Origin of the sequence: Paenibacillus shenyangensis (assembly GCF_000346635.1) — a bacterium.
Lineage (GTDB): Bacteria > Bacillota > Bacilli > Paenibacillales > Paenibacillaceae > Saccharibacillus > Saccharibacillus dauci.
The window spans coordinates 159,900-174,559 of record NZ_AOIG01000003.1; the positions used below are offsets into that span (position 1 = coordinate 159,900).

Below are 14,660 nucleotides of genomic sequence, written 5' to 3' on the forward strand. Positions count from 1 at the left end.
CCATATTCCTGCTGCCTCATGACAGGTAGGATTCTTTATTTTACAAATGAATACCTGGATAATCCGCTTATTTGCGAAGTTCTGCTCCGAATTGCTCCGACAGCAGGGCAATAACCTGCTGATGAACACCAGTTACCTCTTCATCGGTCAGGGTATGCTCCTGATGACGATATACAAGTGCAATTGCTACGCTCTTCTTGCCTTCGCCCAGACGCTCGCCTTTGAAAATATCAAATACCTGTACCGATTCCAGCAGTTCTCCTGCCGTCTCGCGAATCACTTTCAGCAGATCTCCTGCCGGAACTTCATCATTGACGACGACAGCAATATCACGCTGTACCGAAGGATAACGCGGCAGTTCATGATACGTGATCTGCTCGTTCACATGTTCATATAGCGGAGTCAGCTCGATCTCGGCGACATAGGTATCTTCCAGATCGGATTCACGCTGGATATCCGGATGAATCTGACCGATAGTTCCGATACGTACTTCCTGAGTACCGGATTGCAGATATACCGATGCAGAACGTCCCGGATGATAGCCTTCCGGCTGATCGGCACGATAAGATACGGATTGCTGCAGTCCCAGATAGTCGAATAATCCATCCAGTGCTCCCTTGATATCAAAGAAATCCACGCGATCGTTGGCTGTATTCCACTGTGCCTGCTGACGACGTCCAGTGAGCAGAAGTCCAAGCAGAGGCACTTCCTGCGGCTGGCGAGTCAGCTTCTCTTCTTCGGTGAAGAAAGCCATGCCCACTTCGAACAATGCCAGATTCTCCTGCTTACGGTTGCGATTGTAGGAAGCAATCTCCAGCATATTGGAGACCAGTCCAGTACGCAGTACACTGCGCTCTTCACTCATCGGCATAGCCAGCGCTACATTATGGTTGCTGCCGCGCAGCTGCGGGAATAGCTTGTTTTTGTCTGGATGGGTAAAGGAATAACTCACTACTTCGTTATATCCACCATGCACCAGCAGACGGCGAATCGTACGGCGCAGACGCTGCGGACGAGTCAGTGCGCCCGGTGTAGTAGCCCCTTCAATCGCTGTGGTCGGGATATTATCATAACCGTACAGACGGGCTACTTCTTCAATCAGATCCACATCGCGTTCGATATCACCGCGGCGGGTTGGAATGCGAATCTCCAGCTGATCCTGGGCATAATCGCCACAAGCGAAATGCAGACGACCAAAGATCGTTTTGACTTCCAGCATGGACAATTCAGTACCAAGATAACGATTCACCTTGCTCAGGGACAGAATCAGCACTTTTTCCTCCGGCTGCTGTACAATCTGCTCGACAACACCTTCATGAATCATGCCGTGTGCATAACGAGCGATCAGTTCAGCCGCACGATTCAGTGCAGGCACGACTGCAGCAGGATCGACTTCTTTTTCAAAACGCAAGCTTGCTTCGGAACGCAGTCCCAGACGACGGGACGTTTTGCGTACGGTTCCGCCATCAAAGCGTGCAGATTCCAGTAGAATATTTACGGTACCCGGTGTTACTTCGGTATCGGCTCCACCCATTACGCCAGCCAGGCCTACAGCCTTGCCACCACTTGCGATAACCAGCATACGCTCATCCAGCTTGCGCTCCTGATCATCCAGCGTCTTGAGCACTTCGCCTTCGCGGCCCATACGTACTTCAATCGCGCCACCGTTCAGCGTATCCGCATCATAAGCATGCAGCGGCTGTCCGTATTCCAACATCACAAAGTTGGTAATATCAACCACGTTATTGATCGGACGAACACCGGCAGCGATCAGACGGTTCTGCATCCACAGTGGTGAAGGTGCTACCTGAATGCCGCTGATATAACGTGCAGAGAAATGACTGCACTCCTGCTGAGCTTCGATACTTACGGAGATATGGCTGTTAGCCGCGTCGCCGCCTTCAACCAGATTCACTTCCGGCAGTTTCACTTCACGTCCGAGGATCGCTGCCACTTCATAACCAGCACCGATCATGCTCAGACAATCGGAGCGGTTCGGTGTCAGATCAAAGTCCAGTACCTCATCATTCAGTCCGAGCAGTTCAACGACCGGCGTACCGATCTCGGTTTGTTCCGGCAGGACAAGGATACCTTCCTGCTGTTCCTTGGCAAGCAGCTTGTCATTGATACCCAGCTCTTTGGCAGAACAAATCATACCCTGAGAGAGTACACCGCGCAGCTTGGCTTTTTTGATATGAAAATCGCCCGGCAGTTTTGCGCCGATTAGCGCTACAGGTACTTTTTGTCCGGCATCGACGTTTTTGGCGCCACAAACGATCTGCAGATCTTCACCCTGTCCGGCATCGACGATACATACATTCAGTTTATCCGCATCCGGATGCTTTTCCTTGCTTTTCACATAACCGACGACAACGCCGGTAATCCCCTGATTACGCTGTTCCACACTGTCAATCTCGATCCCGGCACGGGTAATTTGCTCAGCGAGGTCCTCTGCGTGTACTCCTTCCAGAGACACATACTGAGACAGCCATTGTGTTGATACTTTCACAGTCCGTCCACTCCTTTAACGTTTATATGCTTCATTTCATTTGTATTGGTTTGTTGCAGACAGTCTTGTTCGGCTGTCCTTTTATTCTGGCAGCATCCAGATTACAGATGGGAGAACTGGCTCAGGAAACGCATATCATTGCTGTAGAAATGACGGATATCATCGATACCGTATTTCAGAATAGCGATACGTTCTACGCCCATACCGAATGCAAATCCACTGTATACTTCCGGATCAAATCCGCCCATTTCCAATACTTTCGGGTGCACCATACCGCAGCCGAGAATCTCGATCCAGATGCGTTCGCCGTTTTTCTTGGTAAAGGTTACATCTACCTCGACGCTTGGCTCTGTGAAAGGGAAAAAGCTTGGACGCAGACGAATCTCGGTCTGTTCACCGAACATTTCGCGGGCAAACTGCAGCAGGGTTCCTTTCAGATCACTCATGCGGATGCCTTTATCAATGACCAGTCCTTCAATCTGATGGAACTGGAAAGAGTGAGTAGCATCATCATCATCGCGGCGGTAGACCGTACCCGGGCAGATGACCTTCAATGGTGCCTGTCCTTTGGCCGCTTCCATAGCGCGAATCTGAATCGGCGAAGTCTGCGTACGCATGAGCAGATCTTCCGTCAGGTAAAAGGAATCCTGCATATCGCGTGCCGGGTGATTCTGCGGCAGATTCAATGCTTCAAAGTTATAGTAATCCGTCTCAACCTGAGGACCTTCGGCTACACGATAACCCATTCCGATAAAGATATCTTCCAGCTCTTCAATCACTTTGTTGAGCGGATGAATACTTCCCTGTGTCATCGGACGACCAGGCAGGGTAACATCGACTTTCTCCGCCTGCAGACGCTGATTGGTCTCTGCTCTGACGAATTCTGTTTGTTTGCGGTTGATTACTTCTTCAATCGACTCACGAACTTCGTTGGCAATCTGACCAACGACCGGACGCTCTTCCGCACTCAGTTTACCCATACCGCGCAGAACCTCGGTCAGTGCTCCTTTTTTACCGGAATATTTAACGCGCAGCTCGTCCAGCTCTTTGGGTGTGGATACCTGCTCCAGCACCTCCAGCGCTTCCTTTTGCAAAGCCAGCAAATGCTCTTTCATTTGAACCGTTTCGCTCATTGCCATTTTCCCCTTTCGTTATATCCATCCTATGCTCTGTAACCAACAAAAAAAGGCCTTCTCTCCCGTAAGGGACGAAAAGACCGTGGTACCACCCTTGTTAGAAATATAATACAGCCGGCAAATCGGATACAGCCAAAATCAATAACGTTCAGCTGAATCTGTGCCTCTCTGGCATGATTATAATTTCTCGCTCAAAACGATAATAACGGATCGTTAGACCGGCTATCCCTACTGTATCCTGCATGTAGATTCAACTTCTCTCTGTCATGGACAAAGGAAATTAGTTTCTACACCAGTTGTTCAGGAAGCTGCTCCGGAGTGAATTTCAACAGCCTTGTTCCCGGAAAATGCTCTCAATCCATGGCATTTTCTCCCTGTAGGGAAGTACGGTCTACTTGTCTCCATCGTTGCAGTTGTTATGGTTGCATGCATGTACATGTACAGATGCTAATAGATACTCATTATTGTACAAACTTCACTCTCTCCCGTCAACGGTTAAAGCGTTCCAATTCACGGCGCAGCTGCCTGATTTCCTGCACCAGCGACAGGGATGGATCTATTGTAGACCAATATTCAGCTTGTCCGGGCGATTGATTTGCAGTATTCGCACCCCTTTGAGAATCCGAATGTTCAGCAGTAAGTCTACTGGCAGCAGATCCGGTTAATGATGGGTCCTTTTCTGCCGAAGCCATTAATTGTGCCAGTCGAAGCTCCAGCTGCAGACGTTCATCATCAGCCTGCTTGCCACCAGAGCGTTCCTCCTGCTGTTTGCGCTGAACAAACTGCTCATATTCATCCATATTTCCATGGAAAAGAGTACCTTGTCCTTTGCCATCCAGCATGAGCAGACGAGTAGCCAGCCTGCGTACGAGCATGCGGTCATGGGAGACCAGCACGATCGTCCCGCTATAACTCTGCAGTACCGATTCAATCACTTCCTGAGCAGCAATATCCAGATAATTGGTCGGCTCATCCAATACCAGCAGATTCGCTCCGCCAAAATACAGACGAATCAAAGCGGCGCGACACTTTTCACCCATACTGAGTGTACCGATAACCTTGTGCACATCTTCCCGCCGGAACAGAAAACAGCCTAGAATGGTCTGTGCTTCTGTACGTGTCATACCGGGCAGGAGCAGCAGGCTATCCAGCAAGGTAAGCTCTGTCGGCAAGCTTTCCAGCTCCTGCGAAAAATAACCGATCTGCAGTGCAGGATGGCGATGGATCTCTCCTTGCCGCGGTTCCAATTGGCCGAGCATCAGACGCAGCAGCGTTGTTTTACCCGTACCATTGGCTCCTGTAACCGCTAGCCGGTCTCCCCTTTCCAGATGGAAGCTGATACCTGCGAATAATTCGGCTCCAGCAGAACTATGCGGCGAATGACTATGCTGATTGTCATTTGGTAGCATCATCTGTTCGATAGGCTTGGAAGGAATTTCGCAGTCAGCCACATTCCTATTTAAATCATAATCAAAATGAACGCCTTTGAACTCCAGCAGCGTACGACCTTTGAATTCACCCGCTTCCAGTTCGAAGTGCAGCTGGTCACCTGCACGCGGTTTGTCTACCCGCTCTGCTTCCAGCCTTTCCAGCGCTTTTTCCTTGGCATGATAACGAGATATATTTTTCTTGGCTTTGGCTTTGTAATAACTGGCTGTTATTTTGACTTCATTCTGTTCACCGGCAGCATCATGAGCTTTGTTGAACCAGTCACGATAACGCCGGATCGATTCCTCCAGTGCTTTGCGCTGCTGCTCCTGCTTTTTGTACATAGCTTCCTGGGTGCGTAGCTCCTGCTCTTTATGCTGCCGATATTCACGATAGCCTCCCTTATAGGTAGTCATACCGGAAGACGTCAACTCGCAGACCGAAGTAGCCAGACGATCAACAAATTCCCTGTCATGGGAAACGAACAGCAGGGCACCGGTATATTCCCGCAGACGCTGCTCCAGCCATTCCATCGTCTCGATATCCAGATGGTTGGTCGGCTCATCCAGAATCAGCAGCCGGGTATCCCGGGTAAGAACTGCTGCCAGACGTACCCTGGTTTTCTGACCACCACTCAGACTGCTGTATGGCATAGCCCATAATTCTTCGCCAATACCGATCTGGGTCAGCTGTTTTTCTACGTCCACTTCCCACTGGAATCCATCCAACTGTTCATACTGCTCCATTCGTATCCCATACTGCTGCAGCATCTCGTTATACCGATCCGGCGATTGCAGAATATCGGGATCATTCAACTGCTGCTCATAATGATCCAGCACAGCACGCAGTGACCACAGTTCACGCTTGCCCTGTCGAGCCACCTCCAGCACGGTTCGTTCCTGTTGCAGATCTTCTTCATCCTCCTGCTGACGCATCCAGTCCCAGTGTTCCAGCGGCAGCATCCGCTCTACCGTTCCCTCCGTCGGATACTCCTCTCCCATCAGAATACGGATCAGCGTCGTCTTGCCACTCCCATTAAGTCCGATCAGAGCCAGTCTCTCTTCGCTCTCTATTTGCAGATTCACCTGTTCAAAAATCATATGGCCTTTCCAATCCTTGGCCAGATTGCGTATACGTGCTATTGTCGTCATTTGTCATCATCCTCTCCATATGCCGAATATTCATTCGGAACCAAATAAAAAAACCGCGATGGCAAAAGCCTCGCGGTTGATATACAGGAGAAGATGTACTTTGAATTCATATCGGATAATAACAATAATCCAGCTTATACTCTGGTATCCATCTGTTTCCGGAAAGGGTAAACAGGATGCAGTAAGCGGATAAAACTGCCGAACTGATTAAATATCTGGCTGTCCGCTACAAAATATGGATAGGAGTAGTACATTTATATGAATGGGGGGCTTATAGATACAACAGCTTCCCACCGATCCCTCACAGGATCATAAATACCGGATATAGGATTCCTCCATGCAGAGACTTCCCAATTGTCGTTATAGTGATATGAAGAAAGACATACGAATCCCGTTGCATCAGCCGCAATAGCTGTCTGCCTGCACTTGTCGTCTGCAGTTAATAGGGACATTCGTATTGTTACTTCATTAGACAATTGGTTACCTCTCTTTTCTGCGGAGTTGTTCAGCTCATAAGGGTTGCAGCTGACAAAGTCATTTTACCAAATTCAGGTACATCTGCCAACCTTAAATGTTTAAATTAGACGTGACACCCTCTAATTTATTATAATGAGCCATATTGTTAACAGGGTTATTTCTATAACAGAGTACATATAGAGGAGTGGAATCATTTGAGTACAAGCTATCTTTTATTGCATGGTCTGGGTGGCAGTGGTTCGGAGCACTGGCAGACCTGGCTGTGCCAGCAACTGATTGAACGCGGACACCGCGTGTATTATCCACGCTTTTCCGATCAGGATGCGCCTTCCCGGGAGATATGGCTGCGTGAACTGGATGAACTAATGAGCAGTATTCCACAGGATGAAGAATTGATCGTACTAACGCATAGCCTTGGTTGTATCCTGTGGCTTCATTACGCAGCCGATCATCCGGTCCGGCATGTTCGCCAGACTGTAATGGTCTGTCCCCCGTCTGCCGATACCGGACTGGAAGAAATCAGCAATTTTTTCCCATTGGCACAAAATATACAGCTCTCGGCTGCTGCCAAGGACACTGTGATTATTATGTCTTCCAGCGATGAGTTCTGCTCGCCGGAACAAGCCCTTGTATATCAGCAGCTGGAAGTTACTGTACTGCTGCTTCCAAATATGGGACATATTAATACAGCATCAGGTCACGGGCCGTGGCCACTCATTCTGGATATTGCCTTGACAGGGACGATCCCTCTCCAGCAACTTATGACATCACCTGCTCGTCAGCACTAATTTCTACAATCCATATAAAAAAGCCAGTCTATGCTGCATAGACTGGCTTTTTTATATGGGTTGAATCGTCGACGAATTATCGCCGTCTCTTCCAATATCCTGTTAAACAACGTCTAGCTTCATCAAGATGAGAAGGCCGTGCTGCTTTTGGTATCGGTTAATGCAAAAATCAAGGCATTCATCAGATACGATCGGCGTACAGGCTTTGAGACTACACTCTTGGACCATGCACGAAGGGAAGTATTCATAGTCATCCCAATAGACGTGAGCAAAATGACCGGAATGCCGTATGCTTGCTGAAGCTGCTCCAGCTGCTGACGTATTGCCGCTGATTTCTCTGTAATGATTAACTCATGATCCAGCACAATCATATCAAATCTCTGACCTTCATCCAGCCACTGCAGCATATCTTCCAAACTATCTGTTGGCGTAAGCTGTATATCCCAGTCTCCCGCGAGACGACCAATCCACTGGAGAGACTTGATGTTATCATCCACCACAAGCATACGTCTGCCCTGCAGAATCGGCTGGCGAAAAGTAGGAACAGAGAATTCATGACGAGGCAGTGTCAAAATAAACGCAAATGTGGACCCCTGGCCTTTGATACTGGAGACAACAATCTGACCGTCCATTAATTCTACGAGCTGTCTGCAAATTAGAAGACCCAGTCCAGTACCTTGATACTGCCCTTCATTCTTATGCACCCGTGTATATCTTTCAAATAGTTGATCGAGCTGCTGATCATCGATACCAATCCCTGTATCTGTAACCGAGAACTTCACGGATACTTTATCCGGGCTTTCTTCCGGCAGCAGCTGTGCCTGAACATGTACATCGCCTTCATGAGTAAATTTGATTGCATTACTGATCAGGTTAATCAAAATCTGACGGATCTTGCGGGTATCTCCATACAGAATCGGGATGTTTTCTTCAATTTCCATAACAATCTCGATATTGCGTTCCATAGCTTTGGCTGCAAACAGGTAAGTTGATTCCTCTACCAGCGCAGGCAAATCAAACAGCTCCATATCCACCTGCATTTTCCCTGCTTCCATTTTGCTGAAATCCAGTACATTATCGAGCAGTTCCATCAAGGTATGACTGCTTTTACTGATAATATCCAGATGAGAACGCTGCTCGGGGTTCAGTGAAGTCGGTTCCAGCATATCCACCATACTCATGATACCATTGAGCGGATTACGGATCTCATGGCTCAGAATCGCCATCGTATCCGATTTGTACTGCAGCTGCAGATCGACTTCTTCCTTTTGCTGCTGGAGATCATCCAGCTGCACGGTAACCTGCTGATGGTCCTGAAGCAGATCGTCATGGATCTCTATCTGCTGCTCCAATCGGCTCTCCAGCTCTACAACATAGGACAGAAATATCGCCATCGAGTGCATCGTTTTGACTTCGGATTTGGAAAATATATATCCTGGCGTATGCAGTGCACATACTGTCCCGAATGATTCTCCACTCTGCAGCAGCACCGGAAATCCAATAAATGAATGGTCTCCTGTACTTGCTGTTACCGGCATCTCGCAAGTATACGGATGAGTCAATGTATGGGGGATATAAACGACTTTACGGGATACAATACTGCAGTAGGTATCCTTCAGTGGAAGCTGAAGTCCCTCCTCAACCAGAATCTCGTCCCGGTTAAATGCTTTTAATATATGATTAGTTGTACCGTCATTACTGGCTACAAATATCGTGCTTACATTCAACATGCTGCTAAGCATATCTGTGATATGTCTTGCCGCATCCACAACATTATCAAAAAACAGCTTCTGGATCATGGTCCACCTTTTTTTCTTTGAATTTCTAAAAAGATTACATTCTGGAGATCTACAATCAGTATACGGGATGGGTGTTGGCATAGGTATGCTAAATAATGCCATTCTCAAAATTATTTAGTCAGTGAGGAGTAATGAATCAGGAGGGATAATATAAAAAAAAGCCCCTGCAGAGCAAGGGCCTTTGCATTAAAGCGGGTGATGGGAATCGAACCCACGCTATCAGCTTGGAAGGCTGAAGTTCTACCATTGAACTACACCCGCATAATATCAGTATCGGGATGACACGATTTGAACATGCGACCCCCTGGTCCCAAACCAGGTGCTCTACCAAGCTGAGCTACATCCCGAAGTCAGTCATCAAGAAAAGGGTTTTCTTAACGACAGGATCTAGTGTACCATATCCTCATTTATTTGGCAAGCATCGTTTACACAGGGCAGACCTGATCCTACTTCTTTTCTTACAAAGACTTCTTTCCGTTAAATCGCCTCATCATTTTGCTTTGGATTTACGCTGCCCTTTATCTCCAATTGCATAAAAAATCGGCCTTTCCCTATTTGGGAAAGACCGATTGGACCGGATAAAGAGGATATAAAATCCAATTTCCCACCGGGACCCAGTTGTTATTCAAAGCTGGAATCAACCTTTGGGAGACTTCTCGAAACTCACTTCCGGTGTAGTCAATTTATCGTAGAAATCTACGGAGTTATCTTTGTCTTCGGAAGCGCGCAGTGCCATTGCAGAGCGTGGATGCTCATCCAGTGTTCCGGTGATCATGTAAGGGATCAGGTAACCCCACTCTTCTTTTTCACGCAGCGGAATCATATGCTTGTCAATCACTTCAAGTACCGGACGAAGCGTGTACTTGGTGTTTTTCAGATGAGTAACGAGCAGTTCAGTCGGGCAGTTACCTGCCGCACGGCCCATTCCGTATACGGAAGCATCCAGCAATTCCACACCATTATCCGCAGCAATCAGCGTATTGGAGAATGCCAGCTGCATATTGTTATGGGTATGTACACCCAGACGTTTGTTTGGCAGATGTGTCTTGAACTTGTCTACCAGGTAAATGAAATCCTTGTAATCCAGGCTGCCATAGCTATCGACGATGTAGACTACATCGACTACGCTTTCTTTGATCAGCTCGAACGCTTCGATTAGTTCATTTTCCATCACATTCGACAGAGCCATAATATTGATCGTTGTCTCATAACCGCGATCGTGGAAGGTCTGAACAAGCTGCAGTGCCTTGTCAACATCCTTGATATAACAAGCTACACGGATCAGATCCAGCATACTCTCATCACGCGGCAGAATATCATCTTCATCCACGCGGCCGATATCCACGAGTGCAGACAGCTTGGTGTGACCTTTGTGAGGAATAACGGTACGCAGGAATTCATCATCAAGGAAGCGCCATGGACCTGCGGATTCAGCACCTTTGAGCAGTTTTGGAGAGTTTTTGTAGCCGATCTCCATATAGTCGATGCCTGCTTTATTCAGGTTATTATACAAATCCTGTACAAATTCCACGCTGAAATCCCAGTTATTCACCAGACCTCCATCGCGAATCGTGCAGTCAACAATTTTGCAGTGGTTGAGTTTCATTGTTAATCTCCTTTCAGCCGTTTCATTCTCTCCATGATACTGTACGCGGAATTGAAAAGTAAAGAAAAATTCTCACATGCTTTAACGCATCAATTGAATAAATCAACTATTTTGATTTTTTTTGCTGCTGCTCCCACTGTTCCAGGTCTTCCTCGCTGACTGAATGATTGCCATAGCGAACATCGTTATACCACCCAATCAGACGCTGTATACCAACTCTTCCTGTCTGATCGATATGGTCTGATCGTTCAGGCTGCCGATCCGACTGTTCATAATTTGGTGAATTCGACAGCTTATAGGCAATATCTGCAGGCGTATCGGCAGCAGTGATTGCAATACCTTTTTTCCGGGCGCGGCGTACCAGCTGGCGATAGTGATAACGCACTCGTCCCGGCGCATCGGGAGGTATGGATTCACCATGCCGGTTCCAGCGCAAACGAGTTGGATGTGATTTTTCCATTTTCTCCATATGATCGGTATATCCCTTGGGTTCAGTCGAGTCCTCCGATAGGGGACCTCCCCACAGGCTGGTGAGCCAGCGATATAGGCGTGGAGCATACTTACGGATAAGACGATATACCATCCAGCCGATCAAGCCGGCAAATGCAGTGATTGCCAGCAGCATGGCAATCTGGGCGATTTTCTCCAGAATGAACGGATTCATCCCATCGGTATCCGTCTTCGGCAGATCCATAGGCGGCAGCATGGGCGGATTCACTACGTTGGCAGGTTCAGACATTCGTGGCGGTTCATGCGGCGTCAGCATTTGCATCAATCGGTGCCAGAGCCAGCGAAGTGCAGTAGACAGCTGGCTGCTGCCGCCAATAATGGCGATCAATACGACAATAAGCCAGATCCAGCTGCGACTGCGACGAACTACAGCACGCAGCGCTGCCAGCGAGAATCCTTCTTCAAATGCAATACTGTCAATCTGCTGGGAACCCAATCGAAATAAAATCGCAAAAATGCTGATGGCGCCAGCAGCATAAATCGATCCACGGATCTCATCCATTCCTTCGTTGCGCCCTGCAGCCAGATAGGCAATCCAGGTAATACCCAGCAAGATTAGCTGCCATTTCAGAGGAAATACCTTCTCCCACTGTCCTGTCGCCAGGGCAATGCCATAGATCATACCAGCCATACCCAGTACCAGAGCCATAACCAGCAGTGCTATACCGCTGGTCTGGATATAAAGCCACCCAAGCGCAAGTCCAGCCAGGACAACATAGAACACAAGGCCCGTTATCCATTTCCAGCCTGATTCTCTGGCTGTCCCGGCAGTACGCAGTATCGTTCCCAAACCACCCATGGACAGCATAATGAGCAGCCAACCCGCAGCATAACGGGTTCCAAGCCAGTACGCATCCAATAGAATGATCAGCGGATAAATGGCTGCCAGAATAATAAGCATCTGCACCATATTCTTTAAGATAGACTGGCGAACAGGTACTGAAATACGCGACTGTACAGTCATTGTGCTACCTCCCTGTATGATCGCAGATTAACTGACTGCATGCTTTAATTCCTCCACACCGGAACAGGCAGGATACTGACTCTGGAGCCTGCCTGCTCCAGCTTCTCTACTTCTATTCGCATCGCTTCCGAATAATGCGGAGTGATGATTAGAATATCCAGTTGCTGTCTCTCTTCATCCACCAGCAAAGAACGCAAAAATTGCGGGAAAGGCTGCCGTACTCTCAGCTGCAGCTCTGCCATGGATTGCAGGATAGCAGTCAGCTGCTCACTGCCATAAGCCGGCCATATCCGGGCATCGGCTTCATTTTCGGAAGGTATAATCGCATTGTGTCCAAATCCAGCCTTCATGCCCCTGCCGATCAAATCGGCTGCAGCTGTTGCCGCGCAGCTAATCGCATACTCGGCTACTGTAGGTTCGGTGACAATGCTCCACATCTGCTCACTCAGTTCAATATTGAGCAGAATCATGACTTCGGGATCAGCGCTGTAACCATGCTGGAATACCTGCAGCTGTCCGGTGCGTGCTGTCGCCCGCCAGTGTACCTGGTTCATTGGATCACCGTTACGATACTCGCGTACCCCGGTAATCAGGAAAGGATCTTCATTAATCCAGCGGCGTGTCTCCACTTCTCCCTGCCAGCTGCGATAAGCTTCCGGCATATGATCGACCGGTACATAGGCAGGATACACCATCATCTGAATACGTACCTGAACCGGACGGCTGACACGTGCCAATCCAAACAGATCACCGGTTGTCATGAGCGCGCTATCCACGCGGAAACTGCCCCGCTGCCGGCAGATCATATGATGCCGCCGTACAATGCGCGTATGGCGTCCCAGACTGAATAGGCTGTTATGATTCTGATATACGGTCCCTTCACTGATGACCGTATCCGTCGTACCCGCAAATTGAAAAGCGATCGGCAGCATCGCTTCCAGACGAAGCCAGGGCAGTGGCAATGCACGCCCATTTTCCAGAATCTCGATCATCTCTACCTCTTCACCGGCATGACAGCGATTACGGGAAAGCTTACGTTCATAATGAACCGGTGTAAGAGAACGTCTGCCAAATACCAGCGACTGGATCACGATCATGACAGCAGAGACCAACATGAGCCAGAACAGTTCCATCTATTTCACACTGCCTTCTATACCCGCCTCTGTCGGTACCGGCTCGGTATCCAGAATAGACTCTATCAGCTGAATCGCCTGCGATGCACCATTCTGATGACGGCTACGGAAGATCAGCCGGTGAGCGAGCACGGGGGACGCCAGTGTACGAATATCATCAGGCAGTACATAATCTCGTCCCTGAATCGCTGCATAAGCCTGTGACGCACGTAGCAGTGCCTGTGTAGCACGCGGACTGGCTCCAAGCGCGGTCTCGGGATGCTGTCTTGTCGCTTCGGCTATACGAACCATATATTCCAGCAGATCCGGATGTACCTGGATTTGTCGGCATATTTGCCGGGCTCGGATGATCTGCTCACGGCTTACTGTAGAGTCGTCCGAACGGGCGGAACCGGCTTCTCTGTGGAGCATGGATGCAGGCTCCCTGTCTGTCGTCTCCTGATATACAGCTGTGTCCGTTTTCCCAGCTGTCTCTGAGACTGCTGTAGAAGATTCCGGCATTTCCAGCGATCGACGCAGAATCTCCACTCCTTCTACAGAGGAAGGATAACCCAGCGACAGCTTGAGCATAAACCGGTCCATCTGTGCTTCGGGTAATGGGAATGTTCCCTGGTTATCAACCGGATTCTGGGTAGCGATGACCATAAAGGGATCTTCCAGCTTCATACTGGTTCCATCGATACTGATCTGCTTTTCCTCCATACATTCCAGCAGACTGGATTGGGTTCGCGGTGTGGCCCGGTTGATCTCATCTGTCAGTACAATATGGGCAAATAAAGGACCTGGACGGAAAATGAATTCAGATTCCTTTTGATTATAAAAATTCCCGCCGGTCAGATCGGACGGCAGCAGATCGGGAGTAAATTGTACACGCTGAAAACGGCATTGCATCGCTGCTGCTAGCGTTTTGGCCAACATCGTTTTGCCGGTACCGGGTACATCCTCCATCAATACATGACCAGAGGCGAACAAAGCGGTCAGCAGCAGCTCAATTTCATGCTGCTTGCCTACGATTTTTCTGCCGATCTCCGTCTGCAGCTGCCGGGCAATATTCTGTACTTCATTAACAGGTATCATGCAGTCTCTTCCTTTCCATATCTAGCCGTAATATGTGCAATTATATGTATCCAGCTATGGGGCTTTATCCTTTTCCAATGAA

The 14,660-nt window shown here is 48.6% G+C and carries 9 protein-coding genes, 2 tRNA genes and 1 other annotated feature; of the genes, 1 reads left to right on the forward strand and 10 read right to left on the reverse strand.

The window, feature by feature from the left end:
- Positions 1-67: 67 nt before the first annotated feature.
- The 3 genes from pheT to H065_RS24990 form a co-directional block, all read right to left on the reverse strand.
- Positions 68-2,509 (reverse strand): phenylalanine--tRNA ligase subunit beta, encoded by a 2,442-nt coding sequence (gene pheT, locus H065_RS0102130; protein ID WP_017811360.1) that lies wholly within the window; start codon positions 2,507-2,509, stop codon positions 68-70.
- Between the two features lie 101 nt (positions 2,510-2,610).
- Positions 2,611-3,624 (reverse strand): phenylalanine--tRNA ligase subunit alpha, encoded by a 1,014-nt coding sequence (pheS, locus tag H065_RS0102135; RefSeq protein WP_026135993.1) that lies wholly within the window; start codon positions 3,622-3,624, stop codon positions 2,611-2,613.
- An 85-nt stretch (positions 3,625-3,709) separates the two neighbouring features.
- Positions 3,710-4,062 (reverse strand) — a binding site (T-box leader).
- A 71-nt stretch (positions 4,063-4,133) separates the two neighbouring features.
- Entirely contained in the window at positions 4,134-6,224 is a 2,091-nt protein-coding gene (locus H065_RS24990) for an ABC-F family ATP-binding cassette domain-containing protein (protein ID WP_017811362.1), read from the reverse strand.
- Between the two features lie 671 nt (positions 6,225-6,895).
- Here H065_RS24990 and H065_RS24995 point away from each other — a divergent pair.
- The gene (locus H065_RS24995) at positions 6,896-7,489 is read left to right on the forward strand and encodes an RBBP9/YdeN family alpha/beta hydrolase (protein WP_017811363.1); all 594 of its coding nucleotides are present in this window, start codon (positions 6,896-6,898) and stop codon (positions 7,487-7,489) included.
- Positions 7,490-7,611: 122 nt separating this feature from the next.
- Here the strand turns inward: H065_RS24995 and H065_RS26785 are convergent, their stop codons facing one another.
- The 7 genes from H065_RS26785 to H065_RS0102180 form a co-directional block, all read right to left on the reverse strand.
- A complete protein-coding gene (locus H065_RS26785; RefSeq protein WP_017811364.1) occupies positions 7,612-9,288 on the reverse strand; it encodes an ATP-binding protein in 1,677 nt (558 codons plus the stop codon).
- A gap of 190 nt (positions 9,289-9,478) precedes the next feature.
- A tRNA-Gly gene (locus H065_RS0102155) sits at positions 9,479-9,549 on the reverse strand.
- Between the two features lie 12 nt (positions 9,550-9,561).
- Positions 9,562-9,635, reverse strand: a tRNA-Pro gene (locus H065_RS0102160).
- Positions 9,636-9,925: 290 nt separating this feature from the next.
- The gene (locus H065_RS0102165; protein ID WP_017811365.1) at positions 9,926-10,894 is read right to left on the reverse strand and encodes an aldolase catalytic domain-containing protein; all 969 of its coding nucleotides are present in this window, start codon (positions 10,892-10,894) and stop codon (positions 9,926-9,928) included.
- 106 nt (positions 10,895-11,000) lie between these two features.
- Entirely contained in the window at positions 11,001-12,368 is a 1,368-nt protein-coding gene (locus tag H065_RS0102170; RefSeq protein ID WP_017811366.1) for a DUF4129 domain-containing protein, read from the reverse strand.
- A 44-nt stretch (positions 12,369-12,412) separates the two neighbouring features.
- Entirely contained in the window at positions 12,413-13,501 is a 1,089-nt protein-coding gene (locus H065_RS0102175; protein WP_017811367.1) for a DUF58 domain-containing protein, read from the reverse strand.
- Positions 13,502-14,578 (reverse strand): AAA family ATPase, encoded by a 1,077-nt coding sequence (locus H065_RS0102180; protein WP_017811368.1) that lies wholly within the window; start codon positions 14,576-14,578, stop codon positions 13,502-13,504.
- Positions 14,579-14,660: the final 82 nt, after the last annotated feature.

Bases quoted from the DNA above. Each gene is read 5' to 3' on its own strand.
- H065_RS0102175 (WP_017811367.1), bottom strand. From the start codon at position 13,501: ATGGAACTGTTCTGGCTCATGTTGGTCTCTGCTGTCATGATCGTGATC.
- H065_RS0102165 (WP_017811365.1), bottom strand. From the start codon at position 10,894: ATGAAACTCAACCACTGCAAAATTGTTGACTGCACGATTCGCGATGGA.
- H065_RS0102180 (WP_017811368.1), bottom strand. From the start codon at position 14,578: ATGATACCTGTTAATGAAGTACAGAATATTGCCCGGCAGCTGCAGACG.
- pheS (WP_026135993.1), bottom strand. From the start codon at position 3,624: ATGAAAGAGCATTTGCTGGCTTTGCAAAAGGAAGCGCTGGAGGTGCTG.
- H065_RS26785 (WP_017811364.1), bottom strand. From the start codon at position 9,288: ATGATCCAGAAGCTGTTTTTTGATAATGTTGTGGATGCGGCAAGACAT.
- H065_RS24990 (WP_017811362.1), bottom strand. From the start codon at position 6,224: ATGACGACAATAGCACGTATACGCAATCTGGCCAAGGATTGGAAAGGC.
- H065_RS0102170 (WP_017811366.1), bottom strand. From the start codon at position 12,368: ATGACTGTACAGTCGCGTATTTCAGTACCTGTTCGCCAGTCTATCTTA.